At 70.4% G+C, this 21,969-nt stretch carries 18 protein-coding genes and 1 pseudogene; 7 read left to right on the top strand and 12 right to left on the bottom strand.

Features of this window, described 5'->3' with window-relative positions; all coding sequences use genetic code 11:
- Positions 1–141 precede the first annotated feature (141 nt).
- Both ACZ42A_RS15465 and ACZ42A_RS15460 read right to left on the bottom strand, forming a co-directional pair.
- Positions 142–477, bottom strand: a complete 336-nt coding sequence (locus tag ACZ42A_RS15465) for a Rieske (2Fe-2S) protein (RefSeq protein ID WP_043502721.1) — start codon at positions 475–477, stop codon at positions 142–144.
- A complete protein-coding gene (locus tag ACZ42A_RS15460; protein ID WP_468527675.1) occupies positions 474–689 on the bottom strand; it encodes a hypothetical protein in 216 nt (71 codons plus the stop codon). The genes ACZ42A_RS15465 and ACZ42A_RS15460 overlap by 4 nt, the downstream gene beginning before the upstream one ends.
- A gap of 154 nt (positions 690–843) precedes the next feature.
- Here ACZ42A_RS15460 and ACZ42A_RS15455 point away from each other — a divergent pair, with 154 nt between their 5' ends.
- Together ACZ42A_RS15455 and ACZ42A_RS15450 are read left to right on the top strand one after the other, a co-directional pair.
- Positions 844–1,827 (top strand): helix-turn-helix transcriptional regulator, encoded by a 984-nt coding sequence (locus ACZ42A_RS15455; protein WP_468527674.1) that lies wholly within the window; start codon positions 844–846, stop codon positions 1,825–1,827.
- Between the two features lie 27 nt (positions 1,828–1,854).
- On the top strand, positions 1,855–2,847 hold the full coding sequence (locus tag ACZ42A_RS15450; RefSeq protein ID WP_468527673.1) for a helix-turn-helix transcriptional regulator: 993 nt from the start codon (positions 1,855–1,857) through the stop codon (positions 2,845–2,847).
- Positions 2,848–2,853: 6 nt separating this feature from the next.
- Here the strand turns inward: ACZ42A_RS15450 and ACZ42A_RS15445 are convergent, their stop codons facing one another.
- Positions 2,854–3,894: a helix-turn-helix transcriptional regulator gene (locus ACZ42A_RS15445; protein WP_468527672.1), complete on the bottom strand. Its 1,041-nt coding sequence runs from the start codon at positions 3,892–3,894 to the stop codon at positions 2,854–2,856.
- Between the two features lie 285 nt (positions 3,895–4,179).
- Entirely contained in the window at positions 4,180–5,289 is a 1,110-nt protein-coding gene (locus ACZ42A_RS15440) for a sugar ABC transporter substrate-binding protein (protein ID WP_468527671.1), read from the bottom strand.
- 231 nt (positions 5,290–5,520) lie between these two features.
- Between ACZ42A_RS15440 and ACZ42A_RS15435 the strand changes: the two genes are divergently transcribed.
- Positions 5,521–7,227: a fibronectin type III domain-containing protein gene (locus tag ACZ42A_RS15435; protein ID WP_468527670.1), complete on the top strand. Its 1,707-nt coding sequence runs from the start codon at positions 5,521–5,523 to the stop codon at positions 7,225–7,227.
- Between the two features lie 68 nt (positions 7,228–7,295).
- On the opposite strand, the gene ACZ42A_RS15430 is transcribed toward ACZ42A_RS15435, so the two are convergent.
- Genes ACZ42A_RS15430 through dnaK form a run of 4 tightly spaced genes read right to left on the bottom strand, consistent with a single transcriptional unit; the run spans position 7,296 to position 11,487 of the window.
- Complete coding sequence (locus tag ACZ42A_RS15430; RefSeq protein ID WP_468527702.1) at positions 7,296–7,766, bottom strand: heat shock protein transcriptional repressor HspR; 471 nt, start codon at positions 7,764–7,766, stop codon at positions 7,296–7,298.
- Positions 7,767–7,771: 5 nt separating this feature from the next.
- Positions 7,772–8,941 (bottom strand): molecular chaperone DnaJ, encoded by a 1,170-nt coding sequence (gene dnaJ, locus ACZ42A_RS15425; RefSeq protein WP_468527669.1) that lies wholly within the window; start codon positions 8,939–8,941, stop codon positions 7,772–7,774.
- Between the two features lie 36 nt (positions 8,942–8,977).
- Entirely contained in the window at positions 8,978–9,649 is a 672-nt protein-coding gene (grpE, locus tag ACZ42A_RS15420; RefSeq protein WP_468527668.1) for a nucleotide exchange factor GrpE, read from the bottom strand.
- The gene (dnaK, locus tag ACZ42A_RS15415) at positions 9,649–11,487 is read right to left on the bottom strand and encodes a molecular chaperone DnaK (protein ID WP_468527667.1); all 1,839 of its coding nucleotides are present in this window, start codon (positions 11,485–11,487) and stop codon (positions 9,649–9,651) included. The genes grpE and dnaK overlap by 1 nt, the downstream gene beginning before the upstream one ends.
- Before the next feature lie 419 nt (positions 11,488–11,906).
- Here dnaK and ACZ42A_RS15410 point away from each other — a divergent pair, with 419 nt between their 5' ends.
- Complete coding sequence (locus tag ACZ42A_RS15410; RefSeq protein ID WP_468527666.1) at positions 11,907–14,198, top strand: (Fe-S)-binding protein; 2,292 nt, start codon at positions 11,907–11,909, stop codon at positions 14,196–14,198.
- Between the two features lie 85 nt (positions 14,199–14,283).
- On the opposite strand, the gene ACZ42A_RS15405 is transcribed toward ACZ42A_RS15410, so the two are convergent.
- On the bottom strand, positions 14,284–15,480 hold the full coding sequence (locus ACZ42A_RS15405) for an AIPR family protein (protein WP_468527665.1): 1,197 nt from the start codon (positions 15,478–15,480) through the stop codon (positions 14,284–14,286).
- Between the two features lie 108 nt (positions 15,481–15,588).
- On the opposite strand from ACZ42A_RS15405, the pseudogene ACZ42A_RS15400 reads away from it, so the two are divergent.
- Together ACZ42A_RS15400 and fxsT are read left to right on the top strand one after the other, a co-directional pair.
- Positions 15,589–15,807 (top strand): annotated as a pseudogene (locus ACZ42A_RS15400) (pyridoxamine 5'-phosphate oxidase family protein); the annotation flags it as partial.
- 60 nt (positions 15,808–15,867) lie between these two features.
- Positions 15,868–18,342 carry an FxSxx-COOH system tetratricopeptide repeat protein gene (gene fxsT, locus ACZ42A_RS15395; protein WP_468527664.1) on the top strand — a complete coding sequence of 825 codons (2,475 nt, stop codon included), beginning with the start codon at positions 15,868–15,870 and terminating at the stop codon, positions 18,340–18,342.
- A 28-nt stretch (positions 18,343–18,370) separates the two neighbouring features.
- On the opposite strand, the gene ACZ42A_RS15390 is transcribed toward fxsT, so the two are convergent.
- From ACZ42A_RS15390 to ACZ42A_RS15380, 3 genes are all read right to left on the bottom strand, one after another.
- Positions 18,371–18,697, bottom strand: coding sequence for an antibiotic biosynthesis monooxygenase family protein (locus ACZ42A_RS15390; protein WP_365515929.1), 327 nt, complete (start codon positions 18,695–18,697; stop codon positions 18,371–18,373).
- Complete coding sequence (locus ACZ42A_RS15385) at positions 18,694–19,647, bottom strand: DMT family transporter (RefSeq protein WP_468527663.1); 954 nt, start codon at positions 19,645–19,647, stop codon at positions 18,694–18,696. Before ACZ42A_RS15385 ends, ACZ42A_RS15390 begins: the two co-directional genes overlap by 4 nt.
- A gap of 232 nt (positions 19,648–19,879) precedes the next feature.
- The gene (locus tag ACZ42A_RS15380; RefSeq protein WP_468527662.1) at positions 19,880–20,428 is read right to left on the bottom strand and encodes a hypothetical protein; all 549 of its coding nucleotides are present in this window, start codon (positions 20,426–20,428) and stop codon (positions 19,880–19,882) included.
- A 128-nt stretch (positions 20,429–20,556) separates the two neighbouring features.
- On the opposite strand from ACZ42A_RS15380, the gene ACZ42A_RS15375 reads away from it, so the two are divergent.
- Entirely contained in the window at positions 20,557–21,843 is a 1,287-nt protein-coding gene (locus tag ACZ42A_RS15375; protein ID WP_468527661.1) for an FG-GAP repeat domain-containing protein, read from the top strand.
- Positions 21,844–21,969: the final 126 nt, after the last annotated feature.

Below are 21,969 nucleotides of genomic sequence, written 5' to 3'. Positions count from 1 at the left end.
CCCCCCCCCCCCCCCCCCCCCCCCCCCCCCCCCCCCCCCCCCCCCCCCCCCCCCCCCCCCCCCCCCCCCCCCCCCCCCCCCCCCCCCCCCCCCGCTGCGGGGGGAAGCACCTGAGCGATCTTTTACGACGGGGGAATCGCGTCAGGCACTGCGGGGGGTGGCCGAGATGGTCATGGGGTCCGGGGTCTCCGGCTCCGCCAACCGGTGGTCACGCTGGTCAAGATTCACAAAGATCATTCCGTACCGGATGGCGCACCGCACGGGCTGCGGCGCACCGCGGGGCCGGCGCAGGCACCGGTACGCCCGTACGTCTCCGTCCTCGTCCCGGGTGACGACGACCGGCTCACCGAACACGGTCACCATGAGCGAGTCACCGTTGTGGGGGATGGCGGTGGCCAGGTCGATGAAGTGCCAGCCGGAACGGTACGCGGTGGCCATTTCACGCCGGAAGGATCGGTCGTCGGGTGGAGTGGTCATGCGTCCGCGCCCACCGGCTCCGACCAGCCGACGTCCTCGCCGCCGGCCGCGACGCCCCAGCCGACGTCGCCGGGTGCGGCCTCGACGGACCAGCCGACGTCCCCGGCCACCTCCGCCGCGCTCTCCACCTGGGCAGGGGTCCGCCAGCCGACGTCGAGAGGACCGGCCGCACCGAAGGCCAGCGCCAGAGCAACGACGGCAGTAGCAAGCACCGAGCGAAGCATTCTCTTATTCATGGTCGGCTTCGTCCTCACTTGATGGCTTCCTCTCCCCCGCGAAACAAGACGATGGCTCATTCAGGCACGTCAATGCCACCGGGGAGATGCATCATGTTCCTGCACGTTCAGGACCCTGGGGGGTGGAGATTTGTCATCTAAGAGCACAAACCCGACACATCCTCACGGCATCACTGAGCTGTGCGCCGAAGGATCACGGCTGTACGCCGCCGCCCTCAGCTCCGGGCGGATCGCCCGCGACGAGGTCAAGCCCGCTCCCTGCCTGCTTGAGTTCGCCCTGCTCCACCCCGACCCGGATGACGCGAACTGGCTGCGCCCCGTGCCCCCGTCCATCGTGCTCGCCCAGCAACTCCAGCCCCTGGAACGGGAGATACAGGACCGCCGGCGGCTCACCGTCGACCTCACGGACACCTTCCAGCCCTTCCTCGCCATCAGCGCCCAGCAGCCGGCGGCCACCCACGCCATCACCGTGCTGGAGGGCATCGACCGGATCCATGCCGCGCTGGACGTGGCGATAGCCGAGGCCCGCACCGAGGTGCTGACCGTACAGCCCGGGGGCAGCAGGCCGGAGCACATCCTCAGCCAGGCGCTCAAGCGCAGCAAACCGCTGATCGAACGCGGCATATCGGTGCGCACGCTCTACCAGCACACCGTGCGGCACAGCCAGAGCACCTTCGCGTACATGGACAAGATGGCCGGTGCCAAGGTCGAGATCCGCACGCTGGAGGAGCTGATCGAACGGCTCATCATCTGCGACACCACGGTCGCCTTCATCCCCGCCCAGGACGACCGCCAGGTGGCCCTCGAACTACGGCACCCGGGACTGGTCCAGTACCTCATCAAGGTCTTCGAGCAACTGTGGCAGCGGGCCGTGCCGCTGATGGAGGAAGTACCGTACGAGTCCACGCCGGAGGGCATCACCGGCGTCCAGCGCTCCATAGCCAAACTGCTCATCGAAGGCCATGTCGACGAGGCCATCGCCCGCCGCCTCGGCATGAACGTCCGCACCTGCCGGGCCCACATCGCCAAACTCGCCGCCGCCCTCGGCAGCGGCAGCCGGGCCCAACTCGGCTACCTCATCGCCCAGTCGGGGATCCTGGACCGGGACCGCTGAGCCAGCCGCCACCGGAAAGGAGCCCGGGTGAGGACCGCGACGCACCGCCACGAGGCGGAGGAGGTGTGCGAGGCAGGCCTCGCCCTGTACGCCCGGGCGCTCCAGGCCGGCCGTATCCCGGCCGCGGAGGCCGAACTGGCGCCCTGCGCGGTCGACCGGGGCCTGCTCCAGCCGGACGTCGCCGACGGGGGCGACGGGGCCGACGGGGCGTGGCTGCGGCCCGCGGCGCCGTCGGTGGCGCTGCCGCGGCTGCTGTGCGCCGTCGAGGACGACATCGCCCGGCGCCGGCGCCACGAGGCCTGGCTCGCCGAGGCGTTCGCGCCGCTGCTGCTGCTCGACACCCCGGACGGCGCCTCGACCACCGCGTTCGGCATCCGGCTGCTGGGCGGGGTGGAACGGATCAACACCGCCATCGGCGAGGCCATGGCCACCGCCGCCGGCGAACTGCTCACCATCCAGCCCGGCGGCAAACGCCCCGCCTCCGCGCTGGAGGTGGCGCTCCCCCGGGACCAGGCGGTGCTCTCCCGCGGCTGCCGGATGCGCACCCTCTACCAGCACACCAGCCGGCACGACCCCGCCGTCCTCGCCTACTGCGAGCGGCTGGCCGGCGACATCGAGGTGCGCACCCTCGACGAACTCCCCGAGCGGCTCATCGTCGTCGACCGCACCGTCGCCTTCGTGCCCGCCAGCAAGGACCGCACCCACGCCCTGGAGGTCCGCAACCCGGCCCTCGTCGAGTACCTGGTGACGGTCTTCGACCGCCTCTGGCGCCTGGCCACCCCCATGCACCCGCAGTCCGCCCCGCAACCCGTCCGCGGCGGCATCACCCCCCGCCAACGAGCCATCGCGGGCCTGCTCATCGAGGGCCACACCGACGCGGTCATCGCCGAACGGCTCGGCATGAACATCCGCACCGCCCGCGAACACATCGCCAAACTCGCCGCCCACCTCGGCAGCGAGAGCCGCGCCCAGCTCGGCTACCTCATCGGCCGCTCGGGGATCCTCGGCCCGGAACGCTGAGCCGCCTCACCGGACGCTCGGGGAGGACCCCCGGTCCGGGACGGTGAGGCCCGCCGCTCGTGGCGGGCCGTCCAGGCCGACCTGGGCGATACGGACACCGAGTTGGGTGCGGCTGGCCGCGCCCAGGCGCTCGGAGAGGCGGGCGATGTGGGCCCGGCAGGTGCGGACGCTGATGCCGAGCCGCTCCGCGATCACCGCGTCCTGGTGGCCCTCGGCGAGCAGGGCCGCGATGGACTGCTCGCGGTGCGAGATGCCCTCGATGCCGGTGTCGGGCAGGGCGGCGGTGAGCGGGACGGCGAGGCGCCAGAGGCGTTCGAAGACCGTCACCAGGTAGGCCACCAGGCCGGGGTGACGCAGTTCCAGGGCCATCGTGCGGTCGGCGTTGGCCGGGATGAAGGCGACCGTGCGGTCGAAGAGGATCAGCCGCTCGATCACCTCGTCGAGGGTGCGGGCCTCGACCGCGTCGCCCATCAGCTCCAGGTAGTTGAGCAGGCCCTGCCCGTGCCGGGCGACGTGGTTGTACAGGTCCCGCATCCGTACGCCCCGCCCGCGCAGCGCCAGCGCCCGGTGCAGGCCCTCGGACAGCTCGTGCTCGCGCCGGATCCCGCCCGGCTGCACGGTCAGCACCTCGGTCGTGCACGCCGCCGTGGCCTCGTCCAGCGCCGCCTGGATGCGCGCCGGGCCGTCGAGGACCCGGATCGCCGCCGTGCCCTCGCCGCCGGACGCGGAGGCCGTCGTACGGCCGCCCAGGCCCGCGTACCACTCGACGGCGGCCACCGCCGAGCCCACCCGCCGCTGGCTGGCGCTGATCTCGTCGTAGACGCCGCGCAGCAGCCGGGTCATGACCTCCTGCGGGGAGGTCGGCACCAGCCAGTCCATGTCGTCGGGATCGGGGTGCAGCAGGGCCAGCTCCAGCAGGCAGGGCACCGCCTCGGCGTCGCGGCGGGGCACGCGGCCGCGCCGTACGGCCCGGGAATACACCCGATCCCCGGCCTCGCACAGTCGGTCAGCACCGTGTGGATGCTCGTCCGTCCCGTGCCCGGCCATCGCCCATCCCACCCCCGGTTTCCGCGTCTTCCGCAGCGCAACTATGCGCGGAGCGCACCTGCTCCGCAACACGCCTCTCTCCACTGTGACCGCCGGAAACCACCGGTATGCAAGCTTTCGTCCCCACGCCGGTCCGTCACATTCCGACAACAGATGGCAACCGCTCGTTGCCCGCGGCACGCAGTCCCTCCGCGACATCCGCTGAGAGCGCTCACATACCCGCGCACACCAAAGGGGAGTTCACGGCCATACGGCGTGAACTCCCCTTGCGCTCGCAGGCGCGGGCTACTTCAGACCCAGCTCCGCACAGGCCGCCCGGTACGGCGCGGTGCAGATCTCGGAGACCTTGTAGATGCCGTCGGCGACGACCGTCTCCTCGATGTTGTCCTGGGTCAGCGCGACCACGGACACCAGCTGGGCCGGGATGCCCTTGTTCGTGGGGCTGTCGACCCGGTCCCGGGTCAGCGCGTCGAACTGGATGTCCTTGCCCTGCACCTTGGCGACGGCCATCTCGGCGGCGGCCTCGGCCTCGGCCGGGTAGGACTTGTAGACGCTCATGTACTGCTCGCCGCTGACGATCCGCTGCACGGCCGCCAGCTCCGCGTCCTGGCCGGTGATGGGCGGCAGCTTCGTCACCCCGGCGGCCTCCAGCGCCTTGATGACGCCGGCCGCCATGCCGTCGTTGGCGGAGTAGACGCCGGCGATGTTGCCCGCGCCGATCGCCTTGATCGCCTCGGCCATGTTGGCCTGGGCGTTCTCCGGCTTCCAGTCCTTGGTGTCGAAGGACTGGGCGATCTGCACCCGGCCGTTCAGCTCGGACAGCGCGCCCGACTTGAACTGCTTGGCGTTCGGGTCGGTGGGCGAGCCGTTCATCATGACGATCTTGTCGGACGTGTCGACGTCCGGCCCCATGGCGTCCAGCAGGGTGCGGCCCTGCACCTCGCCGACCAGCTCGTTGTCGAAGGAGATGTACGCGTCGATCGGGCCCTCGGCCAGCCGGTCGTACGCGATGACCGGAATGCCCGCCTCCTTGGCCTTCTTCACGCCGCCCGCGATGGCGTGCGCGTCGACCGCGTCGAGCAGGATGACGTCCACCTCGTCGTCGATCATCTGCTGCAACTGCTGCGCCTGCTTGGCGGAGTTCTGCTCGGCGTTGGCGTACTCGACCTTGCCGCGGTTGTCGGTCAGGGAGGCGACCTTCGCCCGGATGATGGGGTAGTCGAACTTCTCGTAGCGGGTGTTCGCCTTCTCCGGCAGCAGCAGGCCCACCGTGATGTCGTTGCCCTTGGTCGGCGTCGCGTCGCCCCCGTCACTTGTCGCGCCGAGCGCCCCGCAGCCGGCGAGCGACAGGGCCAACGAACACGAGGCCACGGATATGGCGATACGACGACGCATGGAGGAGCTCACTTCTAGGTGTCTTCCGGGGGTGTCTTCCGGATGCGGGCGCACCCTTGCGACCCATGTGACTGAAAAGCCAACGCGGCGGCAGGCCCCAGCGTCAAGCAAAACCACTTAACGAGATGACAACACCACATTCCGCTTCACTCCGTGCAACCAATCCCGTCCGGCACGAGTCGTGATCCCGAGGGCCGCCGTACGGAGGCCCGATCCCGACCAGAGGACCGAATGAATCCAGCCAGACGCACCACCGCCGCCGCCCTGGTACTGGCCACGGCGGGCGGTGTGCTCACCACGGCCGCGACCCCCGCGTCGGCGGCCACCAGCTGCACCTCCCCGGTCTACAAGCGCGAGTTCTTCGCAAACACCACCTTCTCCGGAACTCCGAAGAAAACGGACTGCGACTCGGCCATCGACCAGAACTGGGGCACCGGCGCGCCCACTTCAGGCGTCCCGTCGAACAACTTCGGTGTCCGCTGGACCGTCACCCGCGACTTCGGCTCGGGCGGCCCGTTCACCTTCACCGCCTCCGCCCAGGACGGCGTACGCGTCTACCTGGACGGCGTCCGCAAGATCGACCTGTGGAAGAACGTCTCCACCACCGTCAAGAAGACGGTCAACGTGACGATTCCCAGCGGCAGGCACACCCTCCGCGTCGACTTCGTGAACTGGACCGGCACCGCCAACGTCAAGTTCGCCTACACGCCGCGCACCTCCGCCGACGTCGACAAGGTCAGGCCCCTCACCCCGACGGGCACCGCCGTCTCCTACGACACCGCCACCGGCGCGGCCAGGCTCACCTGGTCCGGCAACAAGGAGATGGACCTCGCGAACTACCGGGTGTACCGGCGGCTGAAGGGTTCGTCGTACGGCGGCACGCCGCTCGCGACGACCACCGCCACGTCGTACACCGACAACACGCTGCCGCAGACCGGCGCCGCCTACTACTACGAGGTCCGGGCCGTCGACAAGGCGGGCAACGAGTCGGGAGGCAGCGCCGACCAGCTCGTCACCACCGTCGACAGGACACCGCCGGCCGTGCCGACGGGCCTGAGCACGGACACCGAGCAGGACGGCCTGCGGCTCACCTGGAGCGCGGTGGACGGAGCGGCGTCGTACAGGGTGTACCGAGCGGCGACCGCGACCGGCACCTACACCGAGGTCGGCAGCGGCGACCAGGCGTCGTACCTCGACACCTCGGCCGCCGAGGAGAGCACCCACTACTACCGGGTGACCGCGCTCGACACGGCGGGCAACGAGTCCGCGCCCTCCGCCTCGGTCCGGGGCCGGCGCGCGGACATCACCCCGCCGCCGCCCGTCACCGGAGTGACCGTCACGCCGACCGAGTACGGCTTCGAACTCACCTGGGACCCCAACCCGGCCGCCGACCTGAAGAGCTACAACGTGCGTCGCGGCGAGCTGTACGAGTCCGACGGCGAGCAGATGTGCGCCCTCCACGCCGGCTACTGGGTGGGGGCGGACACCACGTCGTACTCGTACACCGTCCTCCCCGACGGCGAGAAGACCTGCTTCATCGTCGACGCCCTGGACCAGGCCGACAACTCCACCTACTGGTGGACCCACGAGGCACAGGTCGTCACCACGACCGAGCTGGACATGAGGCCGAGCGTCGAGACGCCCGCGGGCTCGCCGCTGACCCTGGAGGCGGGCGACATCGAGGGTGAGACCGCCAACCGGCTCACCTGGTACGGGCTCGACGCGTCCGCCCCGGAGGCGGCGGGCGGCTACCGCGTCTACCGCTGGAACCGGGACAGCGCCGCGTACGAGAAGCTCGCCGACCTCGAGGCCGGGTCGTCCGCGTACGTCGACACCAGCGCTCCGCGCGGCACCACCACGTTCTACTGGGTGACCGCCGTCGCCGCGGACGGCACCGAGTCCGCCCCTGGGGAGGGGTACGTCATCACCGCGCCGTAAAAGGGGCGTCGGACGGCGAGAGGGGCGGCACCGGATGTCCTCCGGTGCCGCCCCTCTCCGTGTCCGTGTCAGTCGGACGACTGCTGTCGCCTCGGCCGCCACACCACCAACGCGCTGCTCTGCTGCACCTCCTGGTACGGCACCAGATCGCGCCGGTACGAGGCGTGCACCGCGGCCTCGCGCTGGCGCATGGCCGCCGCCGCGCCGTCGAGGGCGGCCTCCAGTTCGGCGACGCGGGACTGGAGGGCCGCGACCTGGTTCTCCAGTTCGATGATCCGCTTGATGCCGGCCAGGTTGATGCCCTCGTCCTGCGACAGCTGCTGCACCTGGCGGAGCAGCTCGATGTCGCGGGCCGAGTACCGTCGGCCGCGGCCGGCGGTGCGGTCCGGGGAGACCAGGCCCAGGCGGTCGTACTGGCGCAGCGTCTGCGGGTGCAGGCCGGAGAGCTGGGCCGCCACCGAGATGACGTAGACCGGGGTCTCGTCGGTCAACTCATAGGGCGAGAAACCCCCGCGGGGGCGGGGACGACGGCCATCCATCTGACTCATGCTCCCTTCGCGGCCTGGAACAGCTCCGCCCGCGGGTCCTCGCCCGCGGTCGCCTCGCGATACGACTCGAGTGCGTCACGAGCCTTCCCCGACAGCTCGGTCGGGACACTCACCTCCACGGTGACCAGCAGATCCCCGCGGGTGCCGTCCTTGCGGACCGCGCCCTTGCCCCGCGCGCGCATGGTGCGCCCGTTGGGCGTGCCCGGGGGCAGCTTCAGGGTGACGGCCGGGCCGCCCAGGGTCGGGACCCGGACCTCGCCGCCGAGGGCCGCCTCCGCGAAGGTCACGGGGACGGTGACGGTGAGGTTGTCGCCCTTGCGGCCGAAGACCGGGTGGGCGTCGACGTGCACGACGACGTACAGGTCGCCCGCGGGACCGCCGCGCTCGCCCGGCGCGCCCTTGCCGCGCAGCCGGATGCGCTGCCCGTCGGAGACGCCCGCCGGGATGCGCACCTGCATGGTCCGCGAGGACTTGGCCCGGCCGCTGCCCTTGCAGACCTCGCAGGGGTTCTCCGCGATCAGGCCGCGGCCCTTGCAGTCGGGGCAGGGATCGGTGAGCGAGAAGCCGCCGCCGGAGCCGCGCGCCACCTGGCCGGTGCCGACGCAGGTCGGGCACACGCGCGGTGTGCCGTTCGTGTCGCCGGTGCCGGAGCAGGCCTTGCACGGCGCCTGCGACGACATCCGCAGCGGGACGGTCGCGCCCTCGATCGCCTCGGTGAAGCTCAGGGTGACCTCGGACTCGATGTCCTGGCCACGGCGGGGCTGGGTGCGCGTGGCGCCGGCCCCGCCCCGGTTGAACAGGCCCCCGAAGACGTCACCGAGTCCGCCGCCGAAGCCGCCCGCCCCGCCCTGGGCGCCGCCGAAGAGGTCGCCCAGGTCGAAGTTGAACGAGCCGCCGCCGGCGCCGGGTCCGGGCCGGAAGCCGCCGTTGCCGAAGAGCGCGCGAGCCTCGTCGTACTCCTTGCGCTTCTTGGGGTCGCCGAGGATGTCGTTCGCCTCGGAGATCTCCTTGAAGCGTTCCTCGGCCTTGGCGTTGCCCTTGTTGGCGTCCGGGTGGAACTCGCGGGCGAGCTTCCGGTACGCCTTCTTGATCTCGGCCTCGGTGGCGTCCTTGGGGACGCCGAGGACCTTGTAGTAGTCCTTCTCGATGAAGTCCTTGGTGCTCATCCTCGACGTCCCTCCTCTCCTGCGTGCGTTATAACGTCAGCCCTCCTCCGGGCCACCGTTCTCCTTGTCGTCGGCCTTCTCCGCACCCGCTGCGCCTTCGGCGCCCTCGGCCTTGACCGTCTGCGCGCCCGGCTGGGGCTCCGCGACGGCGACCCGCGCGGGGCGGATGGTGCGCTCGCCGATGCGATACCCCGGCTGGAGGATCGCGACGCAGGTCGTCTCGGTGACGTCCGGCGCGTACGAGTGCATCAGGGCCTCGTGGATCGTCGGGTCGAAGGGCTCGCCCTCCTTGCCGAACTGCTGCAGGCCCATCTTGGCCGCCACGGTCTCCAGCGACTCCGCCACCGACTTGAAACCGCCGACGAGTTCGCCGTGCTCCCGCGCGCGCCCGATGTCGTCGAGCACGGGCAGGAGCTCGGTCAGGAGGTTCGCGATGGCGATCTCCTTGACCGCGATCCGGTCGCGCTCGACCCGGCGGCGGTAGTTCTGGTACTCGGCCTGGAGCCGCTGGAGGTCCGCGGTCCGCTCGCTGAGGGCCGTGCGCACCTGGTCCAGCTGGGCCACCAGACCCGCTGTCTCGTTCGCGTCCCCGGCCGGGGCCGCCCCCTCCTCCGCAGAGGAGGCGGCGGCCTTCGGCTCGGCGTCGTCAGGGGTGGCGCCGGAGGGGACGTCGGGCTTCTCCTCGAAGCCCGGGGTCTCCTCCGTCATTACGCCGCACCGTCCTTGCGCTCGTCGTCCACGATCTCGGCGTCGACCACGTCGTCGTCGGCCTTGGGCTGCTCGGAGGCGCCGCCCGCGGCGGCCTGGGACGCCTGGGCGTCGGCGTACATCGCCTGGCCCAGCTTCTGCGAGACGGCCGCGACCTTCTCGGTGGCGGTGCGGATCTCGGCGGTGTCCTCGCCCTTGAGCTTCTCCTTCAGCTCGGCGACGGCGGCCTCGACCTCGGTCTTGATCTCGCCGGGGACCTTGTCCTCGTTGTCCTTGAGGAACTTCTCGGTCTGGTAGACCAGCTGCTCGCCCTGGTTGCGGGTCTCGGCGGCCTCGCGGCGCTTGTGGTCCTCCTCCGCGTAGCGCTCGGCCTCCTCGCGCATGCGGTCGACCTCTTCCTTCGGGAGCGAGGAGCCGCCGGTGACGGTCATCTTCTGCTCCTTGCCGGTGCCGAGGTCCTTCGCCGTGACGTGCATGATGCCGTTGGCGTCGATGTCGAAGGAGACCTCGATCTGCGGGACGCCGCGCGGCGCCGGCGGCAGACCGGTCAGCTCGAACATGCCGAGCTTCTTGTTGTACGCCGCGATCTCGCGCTCGCCCTGGTAGACCTGGATCTGCACGGACGGCTGGTTGTCCTCGGCGGTGGTGAAGATCTCGGACCGCTTGGTCGGGATCGTCGTGTTCCGCTCGATGAGCTTGGTCATGATGCCGCCCTTGGTCTCGATACCGAGGGACAGCGGGGTGACGTCGAGGAGCAGGACGTCCTTGACCTCACCCTTGAGGACACCGGCCTGGAGCGAGGCGCCGATGGCGACGACCTCGTCCGGGTTCACACCCTTGTTGGCCTCCTTGCCGCCGGTCAGCTCCTTGACGAGCTCGGCGACGGCGGGCATACGGGTGGAGCCACCGACGAGGACGACGTGGTCGATCTCGTTGATGGAGACGCCGGCGTCCTTCATGACGTTGAAGAACGGGGTCTTGCAGCGCTCCAGCAGGTCCGCGGTCAGCTGCTGGAACTGGGCGCGGGTCAGCTTCTCGTCGAGGTGCAGGGGGCCCTCGGCGGAGGCGGTGATGTAGGGGAGGTTGATCGAGGTCTCGGTGGACGAGGACAGCTCGATCTTCGCCTTCTCGGCGGCCTCGCGCAGACGCTGCAGCGCCATCTTGTCCTTGGACAGGTCCACGCCGTGCCCGGACTGGAACTGCTTGACCAGGTAGTCGACGACGCGCTGGTCCCAGTCGTCACCACCGAGGTGGTTGTCACCGTTGGTGGCCTTGACCTCGACGACACCGTCGCCGATCTCCAGCAGCGAGACGTCGAACGTACCGCCACCGAGGTCGAAGACCAGGATGGTCTGGTCGTCCTTGTCGAGGCCGTACGCCAGGGCGGCGGCCGTCGGCTCGTTGACGATGCGGAGCACGTTCAGACCGGCGATCTCGCCGGCCTCCTTGGTGGCCTGGCGCTCGGCGTCGTTGAAGTACGCCGGGACGGTGATGACCGCGTCGGTCACCTTCTCGCCCAGGTACGCCTCGGCGTCCCGCTTCAGCTTCTGCAGCACGAAGGCGCTGATCTGCTGCGGGTTGAAGTCCTTGCCGTCCAGGTTGATCTTCCAGTCGGTGCCCATGTGGCGCTTGACCGACCGGATGGTCCTGTCGACGTTGGTGACGGCCTGGCGCTTGGCCACCTCACCGACCAGCACCTCGCCGTTCTTGGCGAAGGCGACGACGGACGGCGTGGTCCTGGCGCCCTCGGCGTTGGTGATGACGGTGGGCTCGCCGCCCTCCAGAACGCTGACGACGGAGTTAGTCGTGCCCAGGTCGATGCCGACCGCACGTGCCATGGTTGATTCCTCCAGCTGACTTGAGTGGAACAGGCTCAAGTGTGCACGACGGCATCCGCCGGGTCAACAGAGCTGAGCCAAGCCGACTCAACTCTTATCCATCCCTTACGCGCAAGTAACCCCCGATCGGCGCGGCCACACAGGGGCGCCGCCACCCGCGGCGGCGCACACCTCTCAGACTGGGCACGTATGCACCATTTTGATACGAATGACACCAGCACCCGCAACACTGGCACCGGGCGAGACGTTTCCCGCACCCCTCGCAACGCCTGCCGCCCCTCTGAGGCAACCCTCAGCGACGCAGATCACCGGCCGCCTGACTACAGTGCGGAAAGGGATACGGGTAGTCTCAGAGGACTGCATAAGTTACCGCTTAGTAATCTCACCGAAGAACCCTCGCAGGCCCGAGGAGCCCCGAAATGCAACTCGCCGCGATCATCGTGTCGATGGTCCTGATGGCAGTCGGCGTCGCCCTGTTCGGCCGCGCCGTCCTTCAGATCTTCCGCTTCGTGATGCTCGGCCAGCCCCTTCCGGCCGGTGCCCGGACCAACGACCCCGTCCTGCGCACCATCACGGTGGCCAAGGAGTTCCTCGGCCACACCCGGATGAACCGCTGGGGCATCGTCGGCATCGCGCACTGGTTCGTGGCGATCGGCTTCTACACGCTGCTGCTGACCATCGTGAACGCGATCGGCCAGCTCTTCCAGGCCGACTGGATCCTGCCGATCATCGGTGACTGGGCGCCGTACAACGTCTTCGTCGAGTTCATCGGCACGATGACGGTCGTCGGCATCCTGGTGCTGATCGCGATCCGTCAGCTCTCCCGGCCGGACCGACCGGGCCGCAAGTCCCGCTTCGCGGGCTCCAACACCGGCCAGGCGTACTTCGTCGAGACGATCATCCTCATCGTCGGCGTCTGCATCTTCATGCTGCACGCGCTCGAGGGCGCGCAGCACCACGTGGACGGCTACGAGGCCTCGTTCTTCATCTCCTACCCGGTGGTGTCGTGGCTGGAGGGCATGGAGCTCTCCACCCTCCAGAACCTCACCTACTTCTTCGCGGGCCTGAAGATCGCGGCGTCCTTCATCTGGATGATCACGGTCTCCCTGAAGACCGACATGGGTGTGGCCTGGCACCGCTTCCTCGGGTTCCCGAACATCTGGTTCAAGCGCAACGCCAACGGCGAGACCTCGCTGGGCGCGCTGCTCCCGATGACGTCGGGCGGCAAGCCGATCGACTTCTCCGACCCCGGCGAGGACGACGTCTTCGGTGTCTCCCAGGTCGAGCAGTTCTCCTGGAAGGGCCTGCTGGACTTCTCCACCTGCACCGAGTGCGGCCGCTGCCAGTCGCAGTGCCCCGCGTGGAACACCGGCAAGCCGCTCTCCCCCAAGCTCCTGATCATGTCCCTCCGGGACCACGCCCACGCCAAGGCGCCGTACCTGCTGGCGGGCGGCGGCAAGACGATGGAGGGCGAGGAGAAGGCGTCCGAGGAGCAGCTGAAGAACGTCCCGGCGGCCGCGCTCGCCGAGGCCGAGCGCCCCCTGATCGGCACGGCCGAGGAGAACGGCGTCATCGACCCGGACGTCCTGTGGTCCTGCACCACCTGCGGCGCCTGCGTCGAGCAGTGCCCGGTCGACATCGAGCACATCGACCACATCGTCGACATGCGCCGCTACCAGGTGATGATCGAGTCGGCCTTCCCCTCCGAGGCGGGCACGATGCTCAAGAACCTGGAGAAGAAGGGCAACCCCTGGGGCCTGGCGAAGAAGCAGCGCCTGGAGTGGACGAAGGAGGTCGACTTCGAGGTCCCGGTGGTCGGCAAGGACATCGAGGACCTGTCCGAGGTCGAGTACCTCTACTGGGTCGGCTGCGCCGGCGCGCTGGAGGACAGGGCCAAGAAGACGACGAAGGCCTTCGCCGAACTGCTCCACATCGCGGGCGTCAAGTTCGCGATCATGGGCGGCGACGAGAAGTGCACGGGTGACTCCGCCCGCCGCCTGGGCAACGAGCCGTTGTTCCAGGAACTCGGCATGGAGAACGTCATGGCCCTGAACACGGCGTTCGGCGAGGAGCTGGACGACGAGGGCAAGGTGGTCCCGGAGTCCGCGAAGCCGAAGTCGGCGAAGAAGATCGTCGCGACGTGCCCGCACTGCCTGAACACCCTGGGCAACGAGTACCCGCAGCTCGGCGGCGACTACGAGGTCATCCACCACACCCAGCTGCTCCAGCACCTGGTGGACGAGGGCAAGCTGATCCCGGTGACCCCGGTCGAGGGCATCATCACCTACCACGACCCGTGCTACCTGGGCCGCCACAACAAGATCTACACGCCCCCGCGCGAGATCATCGGCAAGGTCCCCGGCCTGCGCAACGAGGAGATGCACCGCCACAAGGAGCGCGGCTTCTGCTGCGGCGCCGGCGGCGCGCGGATGTGGATGGAAGAGCGCATCGGCAAGCGCATCAACAACGAGCGCGTCGACGAGGCGCTGTCGTTGAACCCCGACATCGTCTCGACGGCCTGCCCCTTCTGCCTCGTCATGCTGACCGACTCGGTCAACGGCAAGAAGAACGACGGCAAGGCCAAGGAGTCCATCCAGGTCGTCGACGTGGCCCAGCTCCTGCTGGACTCCGTCAAGACGCCGGTGGAGCCGGAGGACCCTGAGGGCTCCACGGAATCGGAGAACGAGCCGGAGCCGGAGCCGGTGAAGTAACCGGTCATAGCCGTTTCGGTGTGGCTGACGCCCCTGTGACCCTTGCGGGTTACGGGGGCGTCGCCTGTTTCCGCGAGGGTTGCCCTTACACCATTCCGAGGCGGCGAAGGCGGTCGACGAGCTTCAGCCAGACGTCCAGGCGGTCGGCCTCTCCCTTGTAGTTCTTGCGGCCCGGGCCGGACGGCTTGGGGCAGACCACCTCGTAGGCGGCGACGAGGTCATCGGCCGCGACCCTGACGCTGCTGCGGAACGCCTCGTTGCCCTCGTCGGTTCCCCATCCGAAGTCGCCTCCGCCACGGTGGAGTTCGTCCAGCGGCAGGCGGCGGGCGGCTGTCCAGATGACGAGGTCGGACGCGTACTTGATCAGGTGCCGGTGGCCGGACACGGACCAGTTGTTCAGGCGGGTGATCTCCCTCTGTGCCACGGAGTAGGTCTCGAGAGCCCTTTGTACGCCCAGCGCCTGCACACCGTCGTTCATGAGTGCTCGGTACGTACGGCTGGTCAGGTCGGACCACGTCTCCTCAAGGCCCTCGCCCGTCCCCACCCTGTGGATGAGCTCCGGGGTGGGAGCGGGATGGAAGCAGGCGAGGGCGCGGAACACCATGCCGATGTCGTAGCCGCCGGTGTGGGGGCCGGCGATGACTCCCCGGCGCCAGTCGAAGTCGATGTCGTCGTCACGGTATTGGTCGCGGACACGGGCGAGGTGGGCACAACGTGACAGGTTGTCCTGCGGACGGACCGCGTTGGAGTACAGGTGGGATTCGTAATGGAGGCGGCGCAGGCGGGCCAGGTCTTCTTCGGAACCGGTGACAACGTCCACCCTCGCGAACGCCCGGTCCAGTTGCCCCGGCTCCAGTTCACGGGCGCAGTGGGCGATGGTGGTGAGCGACTGCAGTCCGTTGACGCATTCCGGCCCGTGCAGGTGCAGGGTGATCCGGTCACCTGGGTGCCTGGAGACCGTGATGTCACCGGCCCAGAGGACGATGGGTTCGCCTGCCGCTCCGAAGTCCTCGGGGCGGTGGCGCAGCATCTCGGCCAGGCGCTGGTTCTGCGGACTGTCGTGGAGGAACCCGCGCATGCTGTTCAGGGTGGTCGCCGAGTCCGGCTTCGCCGCGATGTGGGCGAGGGCGGATGCGCGCATCCAGCCGTACCAGTTGCCCTTGCGCGGGTGGAGGTCCGCCGCGTCGACGGTCAGGTGCACTGTGCCCGCGGATGCGGCCCATGTCAGGTAAGGGCGGTGCAGTGGTGTCGGCGCGGCGCCGGACGGGGTGTTCTCGGTCATGATCGGCTCAACGGCTGGGGGAGGCCGGGGTGATTGCCCTGCGGAGGGAAGCGTCAGACGACTCGTTGACGGCCGTCACCAGAGCTCATTCGCCGTCCACGCCGCACGGTGCCGACCGTCTACGGCACCGACGGCCGCAACCTGTACGTCCACGGTTCGGTGGCCGGCCGTAGCCTGGTCGTCGCGCCGGGCGCCACGGTGTGCGAGACCGTCACGCACGTGGACGGCCTGGTCCTCGCGAGGTCGGTCTTCGGGCACGGCGTCAACTGCCGCAGCGCGATGATCTACGGCACGCCCTGGCTCCTCACCGCCCCGGAGCCCCGGATGAGCGTCGGGGAACGGGGCGCGGCCGGGGACGGTGAGTTCTAACCTCGTAGGTCCAGTGCGGTGGCGGGACTCGGGGGCGGGATGACCAGCGGTGAGGTGGCCGACGGGCCGTGGTTCGTCAGTCACGCGGGGGCAGATCGAGCGTGGGCCGAGTGGGTGGCCTGGCAACTCGTCGACGCCGGGCATCAGGTTGAGTTGGATTATTGGGACTGGGGCGCGGGGGACAACTTCGTGCTCAAGATGAACGTCGCGCTGGAGCGCGGGCGGTTCCTGGCGCTGTTATCTCCCGCGTACTTCGAACCTGACCGGTTCACCACTCCCGAGTGGACCTCCGTCATGGCGATGAAGGAGAGGATCACTCCGGTCCGGATCGCCGAGGTGGTGGCCCCGCCGATCCTGCGTCCGCTCATCGCCCGCGATCTGTTCGGTCTCGACGAGGACGCCGCCCGCCGCGCCCTGCTCGAGGCCGTGGACGGCCCGAGCCGCCCCACCGCCCGGCCCGCCTATCCTGGCGGCGCTTTACGGCAGTTGGACGCCAGCGGGCCTCGCCTGCCCGGCTCGCTGCCGCGCGTGTGGAACGTGCCCGCGCGCAACGCGTCCTTCACCGGCCGGGACACCCTCCTCGTCCGCCTCCGCCAAGCCCTCGCCGCCGACAGCCGGGTCGCCGTCCAGGCCCTGCACGGGCGCGGCGGCGTCGGCAAGACGCAGCTCGCCATCGAGTACGCGTACCGCTTCGCCGGGGAGTACGAGCTGGCCTGGTGGGTGCCGTCCGAGGATCCGTCGCTCATCCCGGACCAGCTCGCCGCGCTTGCCACCCGCATCGGCGCCGCGCCCGCCGACGCGGCGTCCACCGACGCCGTGGACGCGCTGCTGGGCGAGCTGCGCACCCGTTCGCGCTGGCTGCTGGTCTTCGACAACATCGAGGCGCCCGAGGCCCTCACCCCGTATCTGCCGGGTGGCGGCGGCCACGTCCTCCTCACCTCCCGCAACCCCCACTGGCACACCCACGCCACCCCGGTGGGTATCGACGTCTTCACCCGGGCGGAGTCGCGTGCGCTGCTCAACGCCCACGTCTCCTCTCTGGACGAGGCGGACGCCGACCACCTCGCCGACACCCTCGACGACCTGCCGCTCGCCGTCGCACAGGCGGCCGCGCTTCTGGGCGGCGGCCTGTCCGCCGACGACCTGGCAGACGAGTTGAGCCGCAGCACCGCCGCCGTCCTGGCCGAGGGGCGCCCCGCCAACTACCCCGTCCCGCTGGCCGCGCAGGTCCGTCTGACCATCTCCCGCCTGAGTGCCGACCATCCCAGCGCGACTGCCCTGCTGTTCGCGCTGGCCCTGCTGGCGCCGGAACCATTCCCGGTCGTCGCCTGCGCCGGCCGCCTCAGCGATGGCCGGTCGGGCCCCGTGGCCGAGGCACTGAGCACCCGGCTGACCACCAGTGCGGCCCTGCAGTCCATCACCCGGCACAGCCTCGCCCGGGTACAGGACGGCACCATCCAGCTCCACCGCCTCACCCAGAACGTGCTACGCGATCAGCTCACGCCTGAGGAACGTGCGCAGGCGGGCCACGACGCCGAAACCCTCCTGATCGCAGCAGCTTCCGAACAGACCAAGGACCCTGCGACGTGGCCCCGCTGGCGGGCGCTCCTGCCCCACTGCCTCGCCATCGACCCTGGCCTCATCACCACGGAGTCAGGGCGCGACGTGGTCCGCGACGTCTGCTGGTACCTCATGGACCGCGGCCACGCCGACACCGCCCGAGACCGGCTCCTGCTGTTGTACGACACCTGGTCCCGGCAACTGGGCCCCGACCACGAGGGCACCCTGTGGACCGCCCACTATCTCGCCCGCGCCTACAACGACCTCCGGGAGCACGAGCGCGCCCGGGCCCTCGACGAGGACACTCTGCGGCGCCGCCGCCACGTCCTGGGCGAGGACCACCCGGACACCTTGGCCACCGCTTCCAACCTGGCTGTCCGGCTCGGCGCACTCGGGGAACTGGAGAAAGCCCGCGCCCTGGCCGAGGACACGCTGCGGCGCCGCCGCCAGGTCCTCGGCGAGAACCACCCGGATACCCTGGCCACCGCTTCCAACCTGGCTGTCCGGCTCAGTGCACTCGGGGAACTGGAGAAAGCCCGCACCCAAGGCGAGGACACACTCACCCGGCAGCGACAGGCCCTTGGCGAAGACCACCCCGACACCCTGAACACCGCCACCAACCTCGCAGTCGACCTGGCGGCACTCGGGGAACTGGAGGAAGCCCGCGCTCTGGGCAAGGACACCCTCACCCAAATGCGACACGTACTGGGCGAGGACCACCCGGACACCCTGGGTACCGCTTACAACCTCACCGCCGACCTCACGGCATTGGGGGAACTCGGGGAAGCCCGCGCCCTGGCCGAGGACACGCTTGTCCGAGCGCTGCGAGTACTGGGTGAGGCGCACCCCAATACCCTGCGCGTAGCCAAGATCGTCGACTTGCTGTCCCAGAACACAGACGGTCGGATCCGTGGCGATGAGGCCGGGGGGTGACCGGCAGGCACCACCCCGGCCCCCGGCTCTACTCGCCCTTCGGCGCCGCCTGCTGCACCACCTCGAACGACCACAGCGTGGACCCGGAGGCAGCCGGCTTGGGACGCTCCGCGCCCTCCCCGCCGCCCTGGTGGGCCGCCTTCATCGGCCCCTCCATCCACGCCTGGAAGGACTCCTCGTCCCGCCACCGCGTGTACACCAGGTAGTTGTCGGTGCCCTCGACGGGGCGGAGCAGTTCGAACCACTCGAAGCCGTCGGAGGACTCGACCGCGTGGGCGCGGGACGCGAACCGCTTCTCCAGGACTTCCCGCTGCTCGGCGGGAACGGTCAGCACGTTGATCTTGACTACGCTCATGGGTCCATCCTGCCGGACGGCGCCCCCTCACCGGTGGGCACCGTCAGCAGGGCGAGCCCCAGCGCCAGCACCGCCAGTCCGGCCCACGAGACACCCGGCAGGCGCTCGCCGAGTACGGCCACGCCCAGTACCGCGGCCACGGCGGGCTCCGCGAGGGTCAGTGTCGTCGCCACGGACGCGGGCGTGCCGCGCAGGCCGTGGCCGAAGAGGTGGTACGCCAGGTAGACGGTGAACACGGCCAAGTACAGGGCCACCGCCGCGCCGCGCGGCTCGCTCAGCCACCGCGGGTCCGTCCCCGCCACCAGCGGCAGCACCAGGACACCCGCCGCCCCGAACAGCACCCCCATCACCGCGTCGGACGGATGCCCGCCGCTGATCAGCCGACCGCCGATCAGCGAGTAGACGGCGTACGAGAGTCCCGCGCAGGCCGCGAGGAGCACGCCCGTCATGTCGACGGGCTCGGAGTCCCCGGTGAACTCCGGACCCAGCACCAGCAGGGTGCAGCCCAGGACGGCCGTCGCGGTGGCGGCGGTCCAGCGGGCGGTCGGGCGGGAGCGGCCGGTCGCCCAGGACAGCAGGCCCGTGAAGACCGGCGCGCTGCCCAGCGCGATCACGGTGGCCACGGCCACGCCGGTGCGGGCCACCGCCGGGTAGAAGGTGATCGGATAGCCGGCCACCGCCAGCGCCCCGAGCACCAGCAGCCACCGTTCGCGGCGGGTGCAGGCGGCGGGCAGCGCGCGGGCGGCGCGGGAGGTGGCGTACAGCAGCAGGCCGCCGAGGGTCAGTCCCGCGCAGCCGATGGCCGCAGCGGGTGCGCCGGGCGGGGCCATGGAACCGGCGGTTCCGGTCGTGCCCCACAGGACGGCCGAGATGAGGATGGGGGCGGGGCCGCCGAGGAGACGCGCGCGCAGCGGGCGCGGGCGCGCGGCAGCCGGGGAATCGGTGTACATCGGCACAGTCGTGAACTTCCGTCGTCGAATGCGTCAGCGTCGGGAATCGATCCGCGAACGGGCGCACGACAACACCCCCTGACCGCCCTGCGGGCCGGCCGGGGCCGGAGGATGATCGAACCGCCGGTGTCAGCGCCCGTCAGGCGCTGAGGGGCGGCAGCACGACGTGCCAGTAGGTGTTCACCCGGCGAGTGTATCCGCCACGAAATGGCGAGCCGCCATCACCGGCACCTCACAGGTATTCGAAGAACCGCGTCCACCACGTCGCCTCCCCCTGATCCGGCGGATAGCTCGCCACCGCCGCGCCGGGTACGTCGTTCGCGAGCCAGGTCACCCCGTCGTACACACGGTGGAGCAGCCGCGGAGGCACCAGCTGGTACTCCATGTCGGTCAGTGCGGTCTCGACCCGGCCGCGGTCCCGTTCGGACAGGGCGCCGGCCGCCACCGCCGCGTCCAGGTCCGAGTGGCTGTCCGGGCGGGGGGTGGTCACGACGGCGAGGTCGCCGTAGTTGCTCAGCCGTACGCAGATCCACTCGCCGGCCTCCGTCACCCGCGGGGGGATGCGCAGGGCGAAGTAGTAGGAGGCGTCCTGGATACGGTCGTCCAGACGGCAGGGCTGGTCGTGCCGGTCACCGAACTCGTCGTTCAGAAGTTTCCTGAGCTGGATGGCCCGCATCCGGGCCCGGGCGTAGTCGAATCCGTCGGGGAATTCCAGGTGCTCCGGCCCGGGGAGGCGGTCCAGGGCATACAGCAGGTCGAGAATGCGCCGGTCGTCGTCCACGACGGCCAGCCTAGAACCGCTCGCCCCCGCGCGTGCCATTCCGGTCAACAGCGGCCCCGCACTGTTCGCATTCCTCGAACGTGTGCATCATTACTCAGTCGTTGTCCATGTGGCGGACGAGGTGAGCGATGCGCATACGAGCTGCCGGGGTTACCGGGGTTCTGGTGACCGGCGTTCTCCTCCTCACCGCCTGCGGACCCGGCGCACCGGCCGACGACCGGACCCCCGTGAAGAAGGCCGCCGAAGCCCCGCCCCCGCTCCCCATCCCCCGTGGCAAGGGCAGCGACGTCCCGGACGACTTCAACGGCGACGGCCGTCGCGACCTCGTCCTCAACGATCTGGTGAAGCAGCAGAGTCACGCCGACGACGCGGGGATCGGGATCGTCTACGGCGGCGGGCCGCACGGACTCACTCCCGGCGCCCGGCAGTTGATCACGCCGAGCCGGCACGGGGCCCGTACGGCCGGGCAGTTGCCCGCCGTCTTCGACGCCGAGGCGAGCTGCGACCTCGACGGAGACGGGTTCACCGACCTCGTCGTGTCGACGGATCCGCCGTACGACGGACAAGGGCAGCCCCCGGTCCCCCTCCAGCTCCTCTTCGGCTCCCCGGACGGACTCACCGGCCGCGCCGTGCAGCTGGTCGTCCCCGCCCGCGCCCGGGCCGGCAACGACTGGCCCGACCAGCCGGTGTGCGGCGACTTCGACGGCGACGGCGCGCAGGACCTGGTCGTGCACGCCTCCGGGGAGCAACTCAGCCATCTGCGCGGCCCGTTCAGCCGCAAGGGCGCCCCGAAGGCCGCGGGTGCCCCGCTCGCCGCGCCCGGGAACGTCCCCGTCGGCCCGTCCGCCGACGTCGACCGGGACGGGTACGACGACCTGGTGGTCCGTACGGCGCGCAGCGCGGGCCCCTCGGCGATCGTCCTCGGCGGCCCGGCCGGCCCTGCCCGCACAGGCGTCACCCTGCCCTCCGGCACCGACGTCGCCCTCGGCCGCTTCGGCAAGGGCGCGGCGCTGGACGCGGCGGTGGGGGCGGCGAGGGAGACGTCCCTGCGGTACGACCTCCCGGCCCCCACCCGTGCCACCCTCCCCTCCCCCGGCGCCCTGCTCGACGCGGCCGACCTCGACGGCGACGGCCTCAGCGAACTCGTCGCCGGCGGCTCGGCGCTCCGGGTCTTCCACGGCCGTACGAGGGGACTCTCCGCGGCCGAGCCGGTGACCGTCCCGCCGCCCGCCACCGGCACCACCCGGGTCCTCGCGGTCGGCGACTTCGACGGGGACGGGCGGGACGACCTCGCGGTGCGGACGCACCGGGGGGAGACGGAGGACACCGTCGCCGTGTACCCGGGGCGGAAGACGGGCCTGGTCGCCCGCGAACCGGCGGTCACCTTCTCGACCTCCGAGTTCCTGGCCACCTGATTCCCGTCCCCCTGCCCACCTGCCCACCTGCCCACCTGATCGAACTCCCGTACAACCCTCCCGTCACTCCAGTGGTCTCCTCTTCGCCGACCGGATCGTGAACGCCAGGCCAACTCCCGGCAACGC

This window comes from Streptomyces sp. NPDC030838, assembly GCF_055572035.1.
Note: the sequence above shows the minus strand (reverse complement) of the source record. Positions and strands in the feature narration are given on the sequence as shown.

Bases quoted from the DNA above. Each gene is read 5' to 3' on its own strand.
- ACZ42A_RS15465 (WP_043502721.1), bottom strand. From the start codon at position 477: ATGACCACTCCACCCGACGACCGATCCTTCCGGCGTGAAATGGCCACC.
- ACZ42A_RS15445 (WP_468527672.1), bottom strand. From the start codon at position 3,894: ATGGCCGGGCACGGGACGGACGAGCATCCACACGGTGCTGACCGACTG.
- ACZ42A_RS15440 (WP_468527671.1), bottom strand. From the start codon at position 5,289: ATGCGTCGTCGTATCGCCATATCCGTGGCCTCGTGTTCGTTGGCCCTG.
- ACZ42A_RS15435 (WP_468527670.1), top strand. From the start codon at position 5,521: ATGAATCCAGCCAGACGCACCACCGCCGCCGCCCTGGTACTGGCCACG.
- ACZ42A_RS15430 (WP_468527702.1), bottom strand. From the start codon at position 7,766: ATGGATGGCCGTCGTCCCCGCCCCCGCGGGGGTTTCTCGCCCTATGAG.
- dnaJ (WP_468527669.1), bottom strand. From the start codon at position 8,941: ATGAGCACCAAGGACTTCATCGAGAAGGACTACTACAAGGTCCTCGGC.
- grpE (WP_468527668.1), bottom strand. From the start codon at position 9,649: ATGACGGAGGAGACCCCGGGCTTCGAGGAGAAGCCCGACGTCCCCTCC.
- dnaK (WP_468527667.1), bottom strand. From the start codon at position 11,487: ATGGCACGTGCGGTCGGCATCGACCTGGGCACGACTAACTCCGTCGTC.
- ACZ42A_RS15410 (WP_468527666.1), top strand. From the start codon at position 11,907: ATGCAACTCGCCGCGATCATCGTGTCGATGGTCCTGATGGCAGTCGGC.
- ACZ42A_RS15405 (WP_468527665.1), bottom strand. From the start codon at position 15,480: ATGACCGAGAACACCCCGTCCGGCGCCGCGCCGACACCACTGCACCGC.
- ACZ42A_RS15390 (WP_365515929.1), bottom strand. From the start codon at position 18,697: ATGAGCGTAGTCAAGATCAACGTGCTGACCGTTCCCGCCGAGCAGCGG.
- ACZ42A_RS15385 (WP_468527663.1), bottom strand. From the start codon at position 19,647: ATGTACACCGATTCCCCGGCTGCCGCGCGCCCGCGCCCGCTGCGCGCG.
- ACZ42A_RS15375 (WP_468527661.1), top strand. From the start codon at position 20,557: ATGCGCATACGAGCTGCCGGGGTTACCGGGGTTCTGGTGACCGGCGTT.